Source organism: Sphingobacterium sp. (assembly GCF_039596235.1).
In the GTDB taxonomy this organism is placed as follows: Bacteria; Bacteroidota; Bacteroidia; order Sphingobacteriales; family Sphingobacteriaceae; genus Sphingobacterium.
Genome location: NZ_JBCNKE010000007.1, coordinates 69,230 through 85,141, shown reverse-complemented (window position 1 = coordinate 85,141; position 15,912 = coordinate 69,230). Strand labels below are relative to the sequence as shown.

Here is a 15,912-nt window from a genome sequence, read left to right as displayed (position 1 = left end):
ATCCCAATGAAAAAAAGATTTTTATTTTTCTCCTTAGCAGCTTTATTATTTGCCGGAGCTTGTAAAGAAACAAAAATTACAGATGATGGTAATGATACTGAAACTCCAACGAACCCCGTGGATAAAGATGTCGTTGTCGTCTCTGGAGAAATTACATCAAATACAACTTGGTCAGCTAATAAGATCTATTTATTAAAAGGGTTTGTTTTTGTAAGCAATGGTGCGACTTTGACCATTGAACCCGGAACTATTATTAAGGGTGATAAAGCTTCAAAAGGAACTTTAACAATAACCAGAGGCGCGAAAATCAAAGCTGAGGGTACTGCTGAGAAACCTATTGTATTTACATCGGCATTGCCTGCTGGTGCCCGTGATAAAGGGGATTGGGGCGGAGTAATTATTTTAGGGAAAGCTCCAGTAAATGCAGGCGAAGCTAAAATTGAAGGCGGTTTGAATGCTCCAGCGGGTAAAAATGAAAAAGATTACATCTATTATGGAGGTACAGAGGCCGCAGATAATTCTGGGATAATGAAATATGTACGTATAGAGTTTCCAGGAGTTATGTTCTCGCCAGATAATGAAATTAATGGTTTAACTTTAGCTGGTGTAGGTAGTGGTACAACATTAGATTATATACAGGTCTATCGTTCCGGTGATGATGCCTTTGAATGGTTCGGTGGTACGGTTAATGCATCACACCTTGTTACAGTGGGTACTTGGGATGATGATTTTGATACTGATTTTGGTTATTCTGGTAAAGTTCAATTTGCAGTTGCTCAACGAGTTCCTTCTCTTGCTGATGTGTCTGGCTCCAATGGCTTTGAATCTGATAACAATGCAGATGGAAAGAATGTTAGTCCTAAAACATCAGGTGTTTTTTCAAATGTCACTATATTAGGTCCAAAACAGACAGAGAAAAACTCTATTGCTGAAAATAATCAACATGGTATTCATATCCGTAGAAACTCCTCGATTTCAGTATTGAACTCTGTGATCACTGGTTTCAGACTGGCGGGTATCCACGTTGATGATACAAAAGTCGAAACGCCGGAAGCAACAGCGAAGAATATTATTGCCAAAGAATCGGTCTTTGCGAACAATTTGTTTTACGGAAACCTTGTAGATTTTAAAATCAGCCCTGTTGGCGGATCATTGAGCGCGCAGCTTGAAACTCTTCTAAAAACTAATAATGTGTTTGACGGTAAACAATTTGCAGCTGCCTTGTATAAAGCTCCTTATCTTTTTGCAAAGGATATTTCGAACAGTAGCGGTACTCCTGATTTTGCACTACTTGATAACTCGGTAGCAGCTACAGGAGCGGATTTTACGCATGCTAAACTTTCAGATAGCTTCTTTAAGAAAGTAACTTTTAGAGGTGCTTTTGGTGCGGAAGATTGGACAAAGGGTTGGGCTCATTATGATCCACAAACTTTGCCATATACGACCCCAGGTCAAGTTAAATAACATCCATAGAATTTTTAGAAAAGTCCTGCTTACAACAGGACTTTTTTTGTCGCATTTAGTGCAAATATTTCGTTATGTAGTCAAATAATATAAACTTTAAATTATGAAAGAAACGATCTATTTATTTGTGTTAAGTATTTTCCTGTTTTTAGGGTGTAAGAAATCTGATGATAAAATTGATCCTGAACCTGCTGGACCTCAAATAGAAATAAAAGGCATTTCTGGTTGGGGTGACGTTGTAAATATCATTATTGACAAAAATAAAACAGAAATTAGATATCCAAAAAGCATTGTTTCGGAAGCTCCAAAAGATAAAGTTTATAAAACAAGTGATGCCACATTCGAACAGTTGTCCAACTATATCGATACCTATAAATTAATGGATGCTAAAATTCAGGAATGCGCGCGCTGTGTGGACGGAACGGATTATGTGATTACACTAAAATACAAAGGCAGAGAAAATACAATTACTATTGCCGCTCACCGTACAGATGGGAAGTATGCTAACCTATTGAAACTTATCGATACACTTTATTTATGAAAAAATGAGTCTTCGTGTTTGATAAGCTTAAAAACATAGGGAAGGTATAATCTTTATCTCTTGCTTTAATTTAAAATTGTCGGTAGCTTTTGGAACAGCATTTTACCTCGGCTCATAATGATATACGATCTGATACGATTGTTTTTTAAGTTCATCAGACAGTTGGCCTATCGCCAGACTTTGAGCCTGCGGTGTAGGTTCGCAGACTGAATAGTACTTTCCATTATATAAAATCGCGTCGTCACCAATAGGCTGTTCGAATTGAACGGCCATGGTGATATGCGTAGGGTAGAGCAGCGTAATCATCGGGAGATTGTAAATCTCTTTGACAAGGTAAAAGAACAGCGCCGCACGATCATCACAATCACTATATTTATTTAATAAGGTCTGTTCTGGAGATAGCCGTTTTTCCGTTCCGAAATTTTCTTCATCATTTTCGTACAGAAAAGCGTAGCGCGTAAACCGCATTAAATAATCTACGCCTTCTTTTTCTTTCTTCCCTTTTAGGTTTTCTTTGAGCGCAGGAACAAGGGATTGATAGGTTTCCTTACTTAGTGGAATATTGAAATAAGTCTCGAAATCGACCCCCGGGTAGTTTTTAAAAAGGTCGCTGATCTCATTATTCAATTTAACATTAAAATGATAGGCCTTGTGCCCATATTTGAATGCAATTTGTTTTTCGATGTAGTTTGCAGGTACAAAATCGGGCAGCTTTGTGATTTTATAGCTAAAATCACGTGCAGCTTCCGGTACTTTAATCTTTACGGGGATATAAGTGTCGGCACGTTGAAATAGTTTTCCATAATCATGGAAATTTAAGCAGGTATATTTTTTACCGTCAACTTCAAAAAAAGGAATATCAGAAATATCTTCATTGTTCTGAATGAAAAAGATAATCTGGTTATTTCCTACAGCCAAACGGGCATCATATCCAGATTTGCACATTAGAAACCATTTGTAAAGTGTATAGCGTGCATAGTTCTCTGCTTTTGGTGCAATCTGTTGCGCCGTGCGACGTACAAGCTGATAGTACACCCAGTCATTGAGGTGTTGTTTAGCTTTATATTCGAGTAAACAATTTACCAGATCATGATAGGCTGCCTGATCTGCGGTTTGGTAAAACTCCTGGATATGAGCTCCTGTGAGACTATCATTGAATGGAATATTGAAGGATGATGGAACGTTAATCGAAACTTTCCCATCATAAAAATCAAAATCATGACGTTGTGCTTTAACAGCTGAAAGACTGCAGACTAACCAGCATAAAATGGTTAAAAAAGCAATATGGCATCCTTTGATATTCAATTCTTAACAATTTGATAACATTAGTGTAATATAAATTTAACAAATTGTAACTGCTTTTTATAAAGATTTGAGAAAAATGTTTTTGCGATTACAGTTTTCTTGACGTTATTCACCTTTTATCTGTATCTGCTTCTTTTGATCGGAACTCTACTACAAATTAACGATGCATTTGCGTTCCTTTGTTTATCTTCCAAATAGCGCAGCGATGAGAAGGGGACGGGCTGACTTTGATTTTTAGGTTTTAGAATCTCTGTTTTCTTTTTTAAAATCCGTATCTTCGTGCAATGGATAATTTTATTGTTTCTGCACGTAAATACCGCCCGATTACCTTTGATTCGGTTGTAGGTCAGCAACACATTACGGGTACTTTAAAAAATGCAATTCACAACAATCAGTTGGCGCAAGCATTTTTATTCTGTGGGCCACGTGGTGTTGGTAAAACTACTTGTGCCCGTATTTTGGCCAAAACGATAAATTGTGAGCAGATCTTGCCCGGTACTGAGCCATGTGGTGAATGTGACAGCTGTAAATCTTTTCAAAACGGAAATTCATTCAGTATTCATGAACTCGATGCTGCATCTAACAACTCGGTAGACGATATCCGTAATCTGATTGATCAGGTTCGTATACCCCCACAGGCCGGAAAGTATAAGATCTATATCATCGATGAGGTGCACATGCTCTCGCAGGCTGCTTTCAATGCCTTTCTGAAAACATTGGAGGAACCACCTTCTTATGCAATTTTTATCTTGGCAACAACCGAGAAACATAAGATTCTGCCTACGATTCTTTCACGTTGTCAGATTTTTGATTTTAATCGCATAAAAGTGGAAGACATGGCGGGTCATCTAGCGAGAATAGCGGATCGTGAAGCGATTGCGTATGATCAGGATGGTCTACATATCATTGCTCAAAAGGCTGACGGTGGTCTTCGTGATGCGCTGTCTATGTTTGATCAGATTGTCAGTTTCTCAAATAAAAACGTAACCTATCAAGCGGTTATCGATAATCTGAATATTCTGGATTACGATTACTATTTTAAGCTAACGGATGCGATCCTGGCAGAGGATGCTGCGCAGACGCTTTTGACATTTAATGAGATTTTAAACCATGGCTTCGATGGAAGTCATTTCATTGCCGGCTTGTCTGCCCATTTTCGCAATTTGTTGGTAGCGAGGGAACCTGCCACATTAAAATTATTGGAAGTTAGCGATAGTATACGTCAGAAATATTTACAGCAGTCACAGAAAACCTCTTCTGGATTTTTATTGTCAGCATTGAATATCTCAAATCAGTGTGAAATAAACTACAAGACTAGCAAAAACCAACGTTTACAGGTCGAACTTGCTTTGTTGAAAATGTGTCACATCGCAAATGCCATTAAGTTAAGCCAGCTTGGTTCTGTACAGATTCCTTCAGCTGCTGAAGGAGTAAAAAAAAAACTTCCTGAGCCAGTAATCCCGCAACCGAAAGAAAGTTCTTCTACGTCAGCCCTTTCGGGAAATGCAGTGCAAAATGCGGTACCAACATCAACGGTATTGACAGCAGCACCAGCTTCCAATCCACAAACGCCAGTTTCCAGTTCCCAGTCTTCAGTCGTCAAGCCTGAAGTGAAAAATGATGTTGTTTCAAATGTGCCTCCAAAAGTAAAAAAAGGTGGATGGGGAGCCTCAGCCGCAGCAATTATTCCATCATTACCGGATCTGAACACGATTTATGACAACAGTTCCGTTGCCAAAGAGGGCGATGAACCTGAATTAATAAGGGGTACCGAACAGCGTGAGGTTAGCTTTAATCAATTTATTGCCATTTGGAATGCTTATGCTGAACGGTTGAAGGCCGAAAATAAAATTAACCTCTATACGATGATGACTGCTACTCAACCGCGGTTGAATGGTACCCTGATCGAGATTGATGTCGAAAACGCTGTACAAATGGATGTACTGCAAAGCGCGAAAGTGGATGTCTTGAATTACCTTCGGGTAAAATTGCAAAATTTTGCGCTGGATCTACAAGGGGTGATGATGGAATTTACGGTTTCACGCAAACCGTATACTTCGCAGGAGAAGTACCAGGCAATGGTTAACAAAAATCCGCTTTTAGATACTTTACGTAAGGAGTTTAACTTGGGTTTAAGCTAAATCTACCATTCTAATTCCTGTTAATTTTTGTACCTTTGCAATCTCTTCTATTTTGGAAGGTAATATTTAGTTTTATGATGCAAGGAAATTTTCAGCGACGTGATCGCGATCAAGGCGAAAGACGTGAAGTAAATCAGATGGTATTCGGTATCCGGGCCGTCATCGAAGCAATCGATAGTGGTAAAGAGATTGAATCGCTATTTGTACAACGCGGATTAAGCGGTAGTTTGATTCTAGAACTGAAATCCTTACTGAAAGAGCATAATATTGCTTTTCAGCAGGTGCCCATTGAGAAACTAAACCGTATCACGCGGAAAAACCATCAAGGGGTCATTGCTGTTATCTCACCAATTACTTATCAGAATATTGAAGAGCTCCTTCCTCAAATTTATGAGAAGGGTGAAACGCCTTTACTTTTGATGTTAGATGGAGTGACCGATGTACGTAATCTAGGGGCTATTGCACGTACCGCTGAGTGCTCGGGTGTACATGCGATTATTGTTCCTAAAAAAGGATCCGCAGAGGTTAATCCAGATGCAATTAAGACATCAGCTGGCGCATTGTACAAAATTCCGGTCTGTCGTCACGATAGCCTTTCAAAAGTGGGTAAATTTTTGATAGATTCAGGAGTACAATTGGTTGTTAGTACAGAAAAAACAACGTCGAGTATCTATGACGTGGATTATACAGCACCTACCTGTGTCATTATGGGGGCTGAAGATGTAGGTGTGTCGAATGATTTGATCCGTATTGCAGATCATCTTGCCAAGATACCTATGTATGGCGAAATAGGCTCCCTTAACGTGTCTGTATCAGCTGCTGTTGTGATTTATGAAGCAATTCGTCAACGCCTGCCCAAGAAGTCGTAAGAATAGAAAATCGGTAATATAATATAGCCTTTGTCAGAGAGACAAAGGCTATTTTTTTGAACCTCGATCTTGTTGATTTTAATTTAATATTTAAGCAAGAGGAATTGGCTCAATTTAATACTGATCTTGTGGATCCTTGTTTCAATGTATAGATAAAGGTGACCGATCCACTTACTGAAATCTTATATGCTTTGTTGTTTGATCCTGAGAAATAGGTTGCTTTTTCTATCTCGTTAAGTAGTGTAGATCGCCTCAACTTCTTTCTCATATTTCTGCAGAATGATTTTGCGTTTCATTTTTAAGGTAGGGGTTAATTCACCGGTCTCTATCGTCATTTCGTTCGGAATAATTGCAAATTTTTTGATCTGCTCCCAATTACCGAAATTTTGATTGATCTGATTGAGTTCAGACTCAATTTGCTGCCTAACTTCAGGGCTTTTCAAAAATTCTATTTTGGGCAGTTTTGCCAATGCGGGTGCGGAATTTTTGCTCCAGTCCAAAAGATTGGCATAGTTTGGAACAATTAAAGCTGCGGGGAATTTTCGGGATTCGCCGATCACCATAACCTGTTCGATAAGGGAAGATTCGACAATTTTGGATTCCAATTGTTGTGGGACAATATATTTTCCGCCGGAGGTCTTGAACATCTCTTTCTTGCGGTCGATTATTTTGAGAAATTTACCGTCAATCCATTGGCCGATATCTCCGGTATATAACCAGCCATCTTGGAGCACCTCCGCAGTAGCTTCCTCATTTTTGTAGTAGCCGATCATATTGTTGGCCCCTTTGGTGAGGATCTCGCCATCTTCGGCAAGTTTGATCTCGATATTGATCAACGGAAGGCCTACTGTACCGATTTTCATCCCTCTTTTAAAACAGTTTACGGCAATACAGGGACCAGCTTCGGTCAGCCCATAGCCTTCATAAATAGGTATTCCGGCAGCCATATACAGACGCGTTAATCTTTCCTGTAGAGCCGCGCTGCCTGATGCAATCCCTTTGATGTCACCACCTAATGCTTCCCGCCATTTTGAAAAGACTAACTTGCGCGCGATACTTAATTTGATAGCATACCACCAGGAGCGGTTTTCCAATGTGTATTGTTCACCGACACGAAGAGACCAAAAGAATATGCTACGTTTTAATCCGGTGAGTTTTTCGCCTGTCGCAATAATTTTTTCATACACTTTTTCAAGTACACGTGGCACAGCCGAAAAGATATGTGGCCGGACTGACCTGAAATCTTCTCCAATACTATCCATTGACTGGGCGAAAAAGATAGTCAGTCCCTTATACATATAAACGTATTGGAATACACGTTCATAAGCGTGACAAACCGGTAGAAAGGAGAGCGCACGATCTCCACGTACTACAGGAAAAGAATATTCACTGCTCATGGTGTCGGCCAATAGATTCCGGTGAGTCAGCATAACACCTTTCGGGTTGCCGGTTGTGCCCGATGTATAAATGATCGAAGCTAGGGAGTCGGTATTGACCGAATTTCGTAGTTGCTGAAGCTGCTCATCAGTTACGGAATCGCCCATAGCCACGAAATGCTGCCAATGTGGTAAATCGGCTTCTTTATCCAGGGTGAAAATATGTTCCAACAAAGGGCATAATCCCTTGATCGAAGTAATTTTGCTGTACAATTTTTTGGAACTTACGATACAGTTTTTAATCTCGGCATGGTTGAATATGAAGCTATAATCGGATTCAGAAATATTGGGATAAATCGCAACGACAACAGCGCCAATCTGTTGGATCGCAAAATCAAGAATATTCCATTCGATACGGTTTTCACTGATTAAAGCAACCTTTTCACCCGCCTGGATGCCGAGAGCAATTAAACCTTTGGATACCCGATTGATCCGTTCAACAAATTCTGTATTGCTTACCGCTACCCAGTTTGCACCGTCTCTGTAGGAAAACATAGGAAAGCCAGGTGCAGTTTCCTGTTGCAAATAGGCTAAATCAAATAATCTCGTTGCTGTTGGCATGGTGGAAATCCAGTTCGTGTAATTAAGCTAATTTACGCTTTTTTACGGAGATTATGGCCTGCGAAAAATGAAATTGGAGATGTATTTAGTCATGGGCGGCTTGGCTATTCGGGGCGTAGGCCCATGTGGAGGCTGATAAATGAAAAAGACCCTAATCTACAAAGCAGAAGCTTTCTAGATCAGGGTCTTATACGGTTATTTAAATACTAAATTTAGTATTTGCTTTTAGACTCTTTACGTTTACCTGAGAAATCACGGAAACCGCCGCCATTGCCACCACGGTCACGTCTTTCTCCGCTGAACCCGCCTTCACGTCTTCCACCTCCGTATCCACCTTCACGTCTTCCGCTGCGATCACCACCACGGTATCCACCTTCGCGTCTTCCGCCACGATCACCACCACGGCTTCTTCCACGATCACCACGGCCTTCACCTCTCGCTTCACCAGATACTTCGATACGTACTTGACGACCGTTGAAATCTACACCCTGGAATCCTTGGAATACTTTCTCTACTTCAGCATCTTGGACTTCAAAGAATGTAAACACACCTTTTAAGTCAATCTTACCAATAGATTTTCCGGAGATATTTGCATTGTTACAGATAAAGCCTAACATGTCTCCACGAGAGAACTCATCTACTGAACCTAAGTTCATAAACAAACGCGTATAACCTTTTGAACCTTCGCGGGAACGACCATCACGTCTGTCACCACGATCTTCACGGGAACCTTCGCGAGCCTCGATATTTAAATCAGGAGCATTTTTGTAATAGTCCAAGAAGCGGTTGAATTCAAGGGATGCAAATCTTTTGATGATATCTTCTTTTGAAAGAGATTCCAGATTTTCCATAATTGCAGGCAAGAACGGACTGATTTGCTCATCATTTACTTCAACGTTTTCAATCTTTTTAACGATAGAGAACAATTGTTTTTCACACACTTCAGCACCTTGAGGAACTTGTTTTTTCTCAAAAGGTTTACCGATAATCTTTTCAAGATGACGGATTTTGCTAAGTTCTTTTACGTTTACCAAAGAAAGGGAAATACCAGTTTTACCTGCACGGGCAGTACGACCTGAACGGTGCGTATAGTTTTCTGTTTCATCAGGTAAAGAGAAATTGATCACGTGTGTTACATCGCTGACATCAATACCGCGAGCGGCTACGTCTGTTGCGATCAATAATTGTAAACTACGGTCACGGTAACGTTTCATTACTTTATCACGTTGTTGTTGGGACAAGTCACCGTGCAGGGAATCTGCATTGTAACCATCTTTGATCAACGCTTCAGCGATATCCTGTGTTTCGATTTTTGTACGACAAAATACGATACCAAAGATATCAGGGTTTGAATCCACGATACGTTTGAACGCAGCATATTTATCTTTTGCTTTGATCAAATAATAGTGGTGTTCAATGTTGGCATTACCGGTATTTTTTGTACCTACAGTAAGCTCAACAGGATCGGTCATATAATTCTTTGCGATACGACGCACTTCAGAAGGCATTGTCGCTGAAAATAACCAAGTTTTCTTCTCGTCAGGAGTTTCTGACAAAATGCTGTTGATGTCTTCTTTGAAGCCCATATTGAGCATCTCATCCGCTTCATCTAATACAACATATTTTACATTTGAAAAATCAATCGCATTTCTGCCAATGATATCCAACATACGACCTGGGGTCGCTACTACAATTTGCACTCCACGTCTGATCTGACGTAGCTGGTCTGAGATATTTGCACCTCCATATACAGCAACAACATGTACGTTGTCAACGTATTTAGCAAATTTTTCTAAATCTTTTGAGATTTGTAAACATAATTCCCGAGTAGGGCAAAGGATTAATGCCTGTGGGTGTTTTTGAGAAAAGTCTAATTGCTCTAATAATGGAAGACCAAATGCCGCGGTCTTTCCTGTGCCAGTTTGGGCTAATCCGACAAAATCGTCGTTACCAGTCAATAAAACAGGAATGGCTTTTTCCTGAATTTCAGAAGGTTTTTCGAAACCTAATTCTGAGATGGCATTAACAACTTCCTCACGGATTCCCAGTTCTAAAAATGGGTTCATGAAATATTATATACAATAGGCACTATTGCCTAAGGCGTTGCAAAGGTAAGAATAATATTTGAATAATCCAAGGATTTAAATAATTGATTTTAAGCGGAATTGAAATATGTTTCGGCGCTGCGCAATAAAATTATTCGTATGCACGACCAAGTGTCCGCATATTCTTAAAAGAAAGCAACAGAGATTATTATACAGTGGATTTTATCCGGGCAGGAGAAATCGTAGCGTGCTAAATTGTTAATTCCACAATACCTTCATACTTCACAAGCACTAACAACTATCGAAATCAACTGAAAGTACTTTCTAACCGACAGAAATAAAAAAAAGGCATCACATTTAAGTGATGCCTTTGGTCTATATAGATCGAATAGGATCTATTAATAAAGTGTGAATTCTACACGACGGTTTTGTTGACGACCAGCAGCATTCTTATTGGATGCAATTGGTTGGTCAGGACCGTAACCTGTTGCTTCGATACGTGAAGCGTTCGCACCCTGAGATACTAAATAAGCTTTCACTGACTCCGCACGCTCTTTGGATAAACGCATATTCAATTCACGTGAACCTGTGTTGTCGGTATGACCTGCTAATTTCAGGCTAAAGTTTTTCTCGATCAGCAATTCAGCGACTTTGTTCAACGTTGCAAATGACGTCGGACGGATAGTTGCTTTGCCCAAGTCAAACTCTAGGTTCTTGATCGCATCAGCAACAACTTTTTTGTCTGCTTCAGTAACTACAACTTTCTCTACTACTTTAGTTTCGTTTTTCACGACAATCGGGCAACCTGCACCATCCACCTGCACACCAGAAGGCGTACCTGGACATTTGTCGTATTTATTTGCCACACCGTCACCATCGTCATCTTTTAAATCATTGTTCAAACCATCCAATTGACTTTGTAAAGCTTGATTTTTTGCATTCAGAGCATCATTTTGCGCTTTTAAATCATCGTATTTTACAGTGTAGTCATTCACTAGTGTAGCGACCGGATTGGAATTGTTCAAGGCTGGCTTGCTACCGCTTCCCAATGCAAATTCTAGACCACCATGGATATAAGTGAATAGGTCATTCTTGTATTGACCACCTCGGATTCCATCAAAGTTTTGGTTAACCCAGTTTAATTGGTAACCCAGCTCAAAGTTGATGCCCTTAGCAACAGCAAATTTGAACCCCATATCCAAAGGTACATAGATTTTGGAAATAGCATCAGCTTCTACTGATGTAGAGCCAGTCGTTAAAGTTGTTTTGCTGTTCATTACACCCACACCGATTGAAGCGTAAGGTTTGATGAAACTGTTAAAAAATCTCCAGTTGGTATTTGCAGCTTGGAATTCTCCAGATAAAGCAGCAGACCAAGGTGTTTTTGCTTCAAACGACTGTGGACCAAAGTTTTTGAAAGCACCACCTGTTTTACCGCCGAAATAAGTTGCCTTAATTCCAAATGAAGGAGAAATTTGCTTTTTGATATAAGCGCTATACCCTAGGTTCCATGCTAAATCATCATACCCTTCACGGTTGAAACCTGCGATATTCGTTTGATTTGTTACACCGGCACCGATACCGATAGACCATGTTCTATACTGTGTAGCTGAGCCAAAAGGAGTAGTTCCTTCGATCGACGCTACCTTTGAAGTTTGTGCAAAAGCAGAATTGGCAAATAAGCCTGCAGTCGCAAATGCAAGTGCTAGTTGTAAATTTAGTTTCATAGAATTTGTTTGTATAAACCGAGGCAAAAGTAATAGGTTAAAAATTAAATTCCTAATCGGTTTGTAGTTAAAATATGACAAAAGGTTAAATAAAACGGTATTTTTTTGAAAAATACCGTTTTATTATGTGTAATTTATTAGCTATTAATAAAGTGTAAACTCTACGCGGCGGTTTTGTTGACGGCCAGCAGCATTTTTATTCGATGCAATTGGTTGGTCAGGACCGTAACCTGTAGCTTCAATACGTGAAGCGTTTGCACCTTGGGATACCAAGTAAGCTTTCACCGACTCAGCACGCTCTTTGGATAAACGCATATTCAACTCGCGGGAACCAGTGTTATCGGTGTGACCAGCTAATTTTAGGCTAAAGTTTTTCTCGATCAACAATGCTGCAACTTTGTTCAATGTTGCATAGGAAGTCGGGCGGATGGTTGCTTTACCTAGATCGAACTCTAAGTTTTTAATCGCATCAGCAACAACTTTTCTGTCTGCTTCTGTAACAACAACTTTCTCGACAACTTTAGTTTCGTTTTTCACTGTAATTGGACATCCTGATCCATCTACCTGCACACCAGAAGGTGTTCCTGGACATTTATCGTATTTATTTGCAACACCATCACCATCATCGTCTTTCAGATCACTGTTCAATCCATCCAATTGGCTTTGTAAAGCTTGGTTTTTAGCGTTCAACGCATCATTCTGTGCTTTCAAATCATCGTATTTGACAGTATAATCATTCACTAAGGTTGCTACTGGATTTGAATTGTTCAATGCTGGTTTGCTGCCATTACCCAACGCGAACTCTAGACCTGCATGGGCATAAGTGAAGAGGTCATTCTTATATTGCTGAGTTGGACCAACTTTATTATCAAACCGTTGGTTTGCCCAATTCAATTGGTAACCCAATTCGAAGTTGATGCCTTTGGCGACGGCAAATTTAAAACCGAAATCTGCCGGTACATAGATCTTAGAATACGAATCGCCGTATTCCCCTCTGTTTCCGCCAGCAATTGCCGCGGTCTCTGCATTCATTACCCCCACACCAATTGATGCATACGGTTTAATGAAACTATTGAAAAACCGCCAGTTGGTATTGGCTGCGATAAACTCCCCGGATAGCGCTACTGACCAAGGTGTTTTTGTCTCAAAACCTGTTTGTTTATCACTGTTTTCATAACCGGATGTCTTTCCGCCAAAGTAAGTCGCCTTAATTCCGAACGAAGGAGAGATTTGTTTTTTGATATAGGCACTGTAACCCAGGTTCCAGTCCAATTTGTCATAACCTCCATTATTGAATTTTGCAATGTTCTGCAAGCTCGTTACACCTGCACCTACACCGATAGACCAAGTCCTGTATTGTGTTGCTGGGCCAAATGGAGTAGTGCCTTCAATTGATGACTGCTTTGCACTTTGGGCAAAGGATGCGGTTGAGATAATTCCTGCCGCTACTAGTAATCCTGATTTTTTAAGGCTAATTTTCATAATGTGTTTTTGTAAAATTTTCTACTATAGAATTCTTGTTAAATTAACTCATTGACTACTCTTGCAATAAATTTGCCAAAAATTATTTGGTCAATCCACTCGGCCGAAAAAATTTGGCACCTCAATTTCGAAAGCCATGTGCTTAACAATATTCTCTGTAAAAATGTTTTGGAAAAAAGTTTTCCTACTTTTCGTAATCAAAATCACATCAATATCTTCATCTCTGATAATCGTATGTATTCCGTTCGCAATGTTCTCCCGTGAACCTGCGAAATAGCTCTGGGCTTTGACGATATAGGAAATATCTTCAATGCCTGTCTCTGCAATGATTTGTTCAATCCATTTTTCAAGTTGTTGTCCTAAAACATTGATTTCTAGGTTGTTTTTGTTTATATGGATGAGCTGTAGATGAAATTCTTTTCCATATAATGGGATTGCTTGTTTGAGGACTTCCAGCTCTCCGGGTTTAAAATTCGTCAGTAGGGCAATGTTATCTTTTTTTAATTTTATCGTGTTTTTCGGGATCGCCAGTACTGGTATTTTTGATTCTTTAATAACGTCATAAGTATTGCTGCCGATTAGTACGGACTCTAGTCCAGTGACTCCTTTAGTCCCCATAATCACGGTATGATACTGCTCTTTTATCTCCTGTTTTTCTAATGATTCAGCTAAAATTCCGTTGCCAAATAAAGTTGAAATTTTTAACGAAGGATAATTTTGTAGAAGTTCGGCGACAAGTTCCTCCATTTTATGATGGGCTTCCTCTTCGGTGGGGTCTACTAAATGCTTCGCATTTGCGAACTTGTTGCTATGTGAGGTGAAGGAATGAAAGAGCGTGATTTCATCATGGGTTTCCTGAGCAATCTGGGCAGCATAGTTTGCAGCAACTTTTGCATTTTCGGAAAAATCTACAGGGATTAATAATTTAGACATAGCGATATACTTTAATTATGCTTTGGTGAAAAATATAGGAACTAAAGGGTGGCTAAACAATGCTTTTGCCACCGACCGGGTGAAAACGCGTTCGAAAAAGGATTTTCGGGAGCGCGTGACGAGCAATATCTTGATTTTTTCGGTGTGGATCATTTCGTTTATAACTTCGGGGACAGTGTCCAGATCCTCTATGTCACCTTGTATGGAATCGACCTCTATGGCGATATTGGTCACACCGATATATTTTTTGATTTTATATTTCCATACTTCCAATTTATCTTCTATCCGATTTTCCGAAGAATGATCATAATGGACATGCATCAACTTTAACTCAAACTCTTTGCCCATAATATTAACGAAATCCTGGACCGTTTGCACTTCTTCCTCTTTGAAATTGGATAATAAGCCAACTTTGTCAATCTGGTCAAATGAGGCTCCGGTTGGGATGGCTAGAACCGGTATTTTTGCTTTTTTGCTGATCACGTAGGTGGTGCTGCCTATCAGCTGACTATCATCATTGGTAATGCCTTTTGTACCCATGATGACAAAATCAAAACGATCCGGGGTAGCTAGCTCAGGCAAGGTTTCTGTGATTATGCCACGTTCACACTGGGTGCTTACTTCAAGGGATGCATGAGTTGATTTTATCTGCTCTGAAAGGTTTCTAATCAGGATATCAGCTTTAAATATGGGGTTTTGCTTTCCAATGGAATCAGTTTCTCCTTCAAATACTGCAGAAGCGGAGGTGTAATTGTGATAAAGGTGGATACGATACCCCTTTTGGGCCGCCAGATCCACCGCGTATTTTACTGCGTTGTTAGAATGATCCGAAAAATCTACCGGTAGTAGAATGTTTTTTTTCATCTGTTTAAATTATTTATAGGTGTTGGTCCCATCGGTATAAATGAGCTCGTTTCACTCGTTTGTTTGTTTCGTTATGATGAAGCTGTCAGATTTTTTTACACATTTTATCTTTTTACAACTGTTCAAGCATTTCTCCAATATTTCGGATTCAGTTTCTTCCTTTGTATGAGATTCATGTGTAATTTGTTTCCGACTGTATTTTCGAAATCCCAGTACTTAATTCGAATAGATCATGATAATGTCATCTGAACAAAATTTAGTTGTAAGATCTTGTCTTCATTTTTAGCGTCTCCTATCTCTATCAAATGTAATAAAACAAATGCAATTGTGAATGACGATCAGTCAAAATGTTTTTATTGTTTAACGTATATTTTTCCTATGAACCTTACAAAGTTGGCTAACATTTAATGCTTTTAGAATGTTGTATTTAATGCATATTTGTGACCGCCGTCATCCCGTAAGTTGGACAATCCTGTCCCTCTGAATCTTATGACCTGATTTTTTTGTTTGAAAAGTCAATCGCATGCTGGAATCGGGCATTACT

The 15,912-nt window shown here is 39.6% G+C and carries 11 protein-coding genes; 4 read left to right on the top strand and 7 right to left on the bottom strand.

The window, feature by feature from the left end:
• The first annotated feature begins 6 nt into the window (after positions 1-6).
• Together ABDW32_RS15170 and ABDW32_RS15165 are read left to right on the top strand one after the other, a co-directional pair.
• Positions 7-1,464 (top strand): hypothetical protein, encoded by a 1,458-nt coding sequence (locus ABDW32_RS15170; protein WP_343563821.1) that lies wholly within the window; start codon positions 7-9, stop codon positions 1,462-1,464.
• A 103-nt stretch (positions 1,465-1,567) separates the two neighbouring features.
• A complete protein-coding gene (locus ABDW32_RS15165; RefSeq protein ID WP_343563819.1) occupies positions 1,568-2,005 on the top strand; it encodes a hypothetical protein in 438 nt (145 codons plus the stop codon).
• Positions 2,006-2,107: 102 nt separating this feature from the next.
• On the opposite strand, the gene ABDW32_RS15160 is transcribed toward ABDW32_RS15165, so the two are convergent.
• Positions 2,108-3,310: a hypothetical protein gene (locus ABDW32_RS15160; protein ID WP_343563817.1), complete on the bottom strand. Its 1,203-nt coding sequence runs from the start codon at positions 3,308-3,310 to the stop codon at positions 2,108-2,110.
• 284 nt (positions 3,311-3,594) lie between these two features.
• Between ABDW32_RS15160 and ABDW32_RS15155 the strand changes: the two genes are divergently transcribed.
• Both ABDW32_RS15155 and rlmB read left to right on the top strand, forming a co-directional pair.
• Positions 3,595-5,451, top strand: a complete 1,857-nt coding sequence (locus ABDW32_RS15155; protein ID WP_343563815.1) for a DNA polymerase III subunit gamma/tau — start codon at positions 3,595-3,597, stop codon at positions 5,449-5,451.
• A 77-nt stretch (positions 5,452-5,528) separates the two neighbouring features.
• Positions 5,529-6,320 (top strand): 23S rRNA (guanosine(2251)-2'-O)-methyltransferase RlmB, encoded by a 792-nt coding sequence (gene rlmB, locus ABDW32_RS15150; RefSeq protein WP_343564181.1) that lies wholly within the window; start codon positions 5,529-5,531, stop codon positions 6,318-6,320.
• Positions 6,321-6,553: 233 nt separating this feature from the next.
• On the opposite strand, the gene ABDW32_RS15145 is transcribed toward rlmB, so the two are convergent.
• From ABDW32_RS15145 to ABDW32_RS15120, 6 genes are all read right to left on the bottom strand, one after another.
• Positions 6,554-8,317: a long-chain fatty acid--CoA ligase gene (locus ABDW32_RS15145; protein WP_343563813.1), complete on the bottom strand. Its 1,764-nt coding sequence runs from the start codon at positions 8,315-8,317 to the stop codon at positions 6,554-6,556.
• 212 nt (positions 8,318-8,529) lie between these two features.
• Positions 8,530-10,383, bottom strand: coding sequence for a DEAD/DEAH box helicase (locus ABDW32_RS15140; RefSeq protein WP_077438362.1), 1,854 nt, complete (start codon positions 10,381-10,383; stop codon positions 8,530-8,532).
• 377 nt (positions 10,384-10,760) lie between these two features.
• Entirely contained in the window at positions 10,761-12,089 is a 1,329-nt protein-coding gene (locus ABDW32_RS15135) for an OmpA family protein (RefSeq protein ID WP_343563810.1), read from the bottom strand.
• A gap of 144 nt (positions 12,090-12,233) precedes the next feature.
• Complete coding sequence (locus ABDW32_RS15130) at positions 12,234-13,571, bottom strand: OmpA family protein (RefSeq protein WP_343563808.1); 1,338 nt, start codon at positions 13,569-13,571, stop codon at positions 12,234-12,236.
• Positions 13,572-13,661: 90 nt separating this feature from the next.
• Positions 13,662-14,504 carry a universal stress protein gene (locus ABDW32_RS15125; protein ID WP_343563806.1) on the bottom strand — a complete coding sequence of 281 codons (843 nt, stop codon included), beginning with the start codon at positions 14,502-14,504 and terminating at the stop codon, positions 13,662-13,664.
• A 15-nt stretch (positions 14,505-14,519) separates the two neighbouring features.
• Positions 14,520-15,368, bottom strand: coding sequence for a universal stress protein (locus ABDW32_RS15120; RefSeq protein WP_343563804.1), 849 nt, complete (start codon positions 15,366-15,368; stop codon positions 14,520-14,522).
• Positions 15,369-15,912: the final 544 nt, after the last annotated feature.